The organism is Syntrophorhabdales bacterium (assembly GCA_035541455.1).
Taxonomy (GTDB): Bacteria; Desulfobacterota; Syntrophorhabdia; order Syntrophorhabdales; family WCHB1-27; genus JADGQN01.
The window spans coordinates 1-3,555 of the sequence record DATKNH010000064.1 but is presented as its reverse complement, the minus strand read 5'-3'; the positions used below and the strand labels follow the sequence as shown (position 1 = coordinate 3,555).

3 protein-coding genes are annotated in these 3,555 nt (G+C 50.1%); all 3 read left to right on the top strand.

Going from position 1 to position 3,555, the window contains the following annotated elements; translation table 11 throughout:
* Window positions 1-337 precede the first annotated feature (337 nt).
* The 3 genes from VMT71_06645 (at window position 338) to VMT71_06635 (ending at window position 3,491) form a co-directional block, all read left to right on the top strand.
* Window positions 338-691: a hypothetical protein gene (locus VMT71_06645; GenBank protein ID HVN23631.1), complete on the top strand. Its 354-nt coding sequence runs from the start codon at window positions 338-340 to the stop codon at window positions 689-691.
* Between the two features lie 392 nt (window positions 692-1,083).
* The gene (locus tag VMT71_06640) at window positions 1,084-2,409 is read left to right on the top strand and encodes a nucleotide sugar dehydrogenase (GenBank protein HVN23630.1); all 1,326 of its coding nucleotides are present in this window, start codon (window positions 1,084-1,086) and stop codon (window positions 2,407-2,409) included.
* An 80-nt stretch (window positions 2,410-2,489) separates the two neighbouring features.
* Window positions 2,490-3,491: an SDR family NAD(P)-dependent oxidoreductase gene (locus VMT71_06635; GenBank protein HVN23629.1), complete on the top strand. Its 1,002-nt coding sequence runs from the start codon at window positions 2,490-2,492 to the stop codon at window positions 3,489-3,491.
* Window positions 3,492-3,555: the final 64 nt, after the last annotated feature.

The window sequence follows — 3,555 nt, the reverse complement described above, 5'->3', positions numbered from 1 at the left end:
CTAAAACAAGGAGCCGCACAAGCGGTTCAGCTCTTTTCGTTCCGCAAGACGTGAAGCAATGCATCACGACGCTCCCCAGCCGTGAGAAAATACCATATCTAATGAAGAAAAAAAAGCAAAGAGTCATTAGATTGACACGCTTCCACCCTCTTCCGGTCAGTTCCAGTCTGCTGCGCAGGAACGATCCTCAGGCCAAAAAGCTTATTCGCGAGGTTTTCAGGCTTGATCCCTTGAATCTAGCACACTTCTTGCAGTCGGTCTCTGCGTGTCTAAGTCTCAGACGATACAATCTCTTCCCGGAGCAGAGCCTAGGAGGCCCAAGAGAAGGCATTCTCCATTGACTATTCCGGAAAAAGTGAGCCGACTTCTGGAGATGTACACTTTGATTGCCCAGGGCCGTCAACCCTCAGTCCACCTGTTGATGGAGCGTCTCGACATCTCCAAGAGAACTGTCTTCCGTTACCTGAGGATCATCGATACAATCGACAGGATCACCTACGATCCGAGACAGAAGGGCTACGCCTTCGCTGAGGGCAATCGGGCTGACAAGTTGCGGCTGAGTCATGATGAACTGGCTGTCGTCCTCGCTGCTGGAGAGGCTGTATCCCACCTGGGGAGATCGTTTGGAGAACGGTTCAGAAAGCTGATCAGTAATCTCGATCTCGCTCTAAAGCCAGGTTCAGGCATGTAACGTGCGGTAGCGATGCCATAATTCTGGCATGTGTATTCTCTTCTCCTCCCTTGCGCCGCAGCGAAGCTGTGAGCGTCCAGCCTTGCTTTTACGAGTCATCGACAATCTGCTGCCATCCGTGCGAATCCAGTAATAGCAAGGGTCGGCAACGATTCTCATCTTTAACTTTGGCCTGAATCTTGCTATCAAACCAAACATGCCATGCGAAGATTTCTAGGACGTGTTCTTTTTTCAGCCGCCCGGAGTGCCGCTTTCATGGCATTGTGCAGAACCAATCGCACAGTTACAGTAATGTGCCACGCAACTATTTCGACCACTGTTCTCCAGTATTGACTTGCACGAGTCAGCGGCGGTAGCCTATCTATTTTAGAGTCCCACAAAAGAGGAGAGACATGCATCTCACGCAGAAAATAGAATCAAAAAAAGCAAACATAGGAATCATCGGGCTCGGTTACGTCGGGCTGCCTCTCGTCATCGAGTTTTGCAAGGCGGGGTTCAATGTCACGGGCTTTGACGTCGATGACAAGAAAGTGGCTCTCCTCAAGAAGGGGCAGAGCTATATCAAGCATATCGATGCGTCGCGTATTCTGCCGCTTATCCGGGCGTCACAAAAAAACGCACCGCCATTTTCTCCAACCTCCGATTTCTCGCGCCTCGCAGAGATGGACTGTGTGCTCGTGTGCGTGCCAACACCTCTGAATAAGAACCGTGAACCGGACATGACGTATGTCTTCAACACGACGAGAGCTATAGCACGATTCCTCAGGAAGGGTCAGCTGATCGTTCTGGAGTCGACCACGTACCCAGGCACCACGGATGAGGATATGCGCGCCATGCTGGAGGAATCGGGCCTTAAGGCGGGTATCGATTTTCATCTGGCTTTTTCACCTGAAAGAGAAGATCCGAATAATCCCCAGTACACGACTGCCATTATACCTAAGGTGGTAGGCGGTTACACTAAAGATTGCCTGAAAGCAGCCACGGCACTTTACAGCCAGATCATGCAGCGCGTCGTCCCTGTCTCTTCAACTAAGGTCGCTGAAGCAACGAAGCTCCTGGAGAATATCTATCGTTCAGTCAACATCGCGCTCGTGAATGAGCTAAAGATACTTTTCGACCGCATGGGCATAGATATATGGGAAGTGATCGAGGCGGCAAAAACCAAGCCCTTTGGCTTTCAAGCGTTCTATCCGGGACCGGGATTGGGCGGACACTGCATCCCTATAGATCCCTTCTACCTGACGTGGAAGGCACGGGAGTATGAGGTCGCCACAAGATTCATCGAGCTGGCAGGCGAGATCAACACGAATATGCCCGCGTACGTCGTGCAAAGGCTGGCGGAGGCGCTCAATGATAAAGGTAAATGTCTGAAGGGTTCCCGCATCCTTGTGCTCGGTGTCGCTTACAAGCCCAATGTGGATGACGACCGGGAAAGCCCGGCTTTCGTTATCATGGAACTCATCGAGAAGGCCGGAGCAACAGTCGACTACAGCGATCCTTATATACCCAGGCTCAAGAAGGTTCGCAAATTCAGCTTTGAGAAAACATCAGTCAAGCTCACGCCCAAAAACATCAAAGACTTCGATGCGGTCGTGATTGTCACCAATCACGCAAATGTCGATTATAAGCTCGTGCACAAATACGCCGGACTTATAGTGGACACCAGAAATGCCATGAGCAAAACAGGTATCAAGAACGGCAACATTTATAAGGCCTGATGAAAGTTTCTTCGGAGCAACAGCCATGGACATTATAGCCGCAGCGCTCGGCCACCCCGAGAAGAAATCCTGAGAATTGTATGGCATCTGCTCACTATCCTCCAGCCACCGTGCTGTTAACCGGAGCTGCCGGTTTCATCGGCTGGGAAACAGCCAGACGGCTTTTCGACCGAGGAATCCGTGTTGTAGGGGTCGATAACCTTAATGACTACTACGATGTGAAACTCAAGTTACACCGGCTAGATGATCTGCAGCAATATGCCGATTTCAGCTTCCACAAGATCGATATAGAAGATCGATCAGCTCTGGAAGAGGTCTTCCAAAAAAATAGAATTGATGCGGTAATCAACCTCGCGGCAAGGGCGGGAGTACGTTACAGCGTCGAGAATCCGTACGTATATATCTCTACAAATGTGCAGGGAACGCTGAACCTGTTGGAATTGATGAGGAACTACAAAATAGACAAACTTGTTCTGGCTTCCACTTCATCCCTTTACGCCGGGCAGCAAATGCCTTTCTCCGAGAGCCTTCCAGTAAATACCCCGATCTCACCTTACGCCGCCTCAAAGAAAGCGGCTGAAGCGATCTGCTATACGTATCATCACTTGTTCGGCACAGACGTGTCCATCCTGAGATACTTCACAGTATACGGCCCCGCAGGAAGGCCTGACATGAGTCCATTTCGCTTCATACAATGGATCAGCGAAGGAAACGAAGTCGCGGTCTATGGCGATGGTTCGCAGAAACGCGATTTTACCTACGTCACTGATATTGCCGAAGGTACGGTGAAAGCATTGAAACCCGTCGGATACGAAATCATCAATCTGGGGAACAGCCAACCGCATTCCCTTCATCAGTTGATAACGTTAGTGGAAGATACCCTTGGCAAAAAAGCTCGCGTGAACTATCTCCCGTTTCAGAAAACCGATATGGAGGTAACGTGGGCAGACATAGCCAAGGCATCTCGGCTTATAGGTTGGAAGCCCAGAGTCACCCTGGAAGAGGGCATCAAGCTCACGATAGATTGGCATAGAGCTAACCAGCATTGGCTGAGACATATAGCTACCGATCTTTCGAAATAAGGAACGTCGCTCGTCTAAGAAGACTCAACACAAATATTAGGGAGAGAACAATGAGAAAATCAAG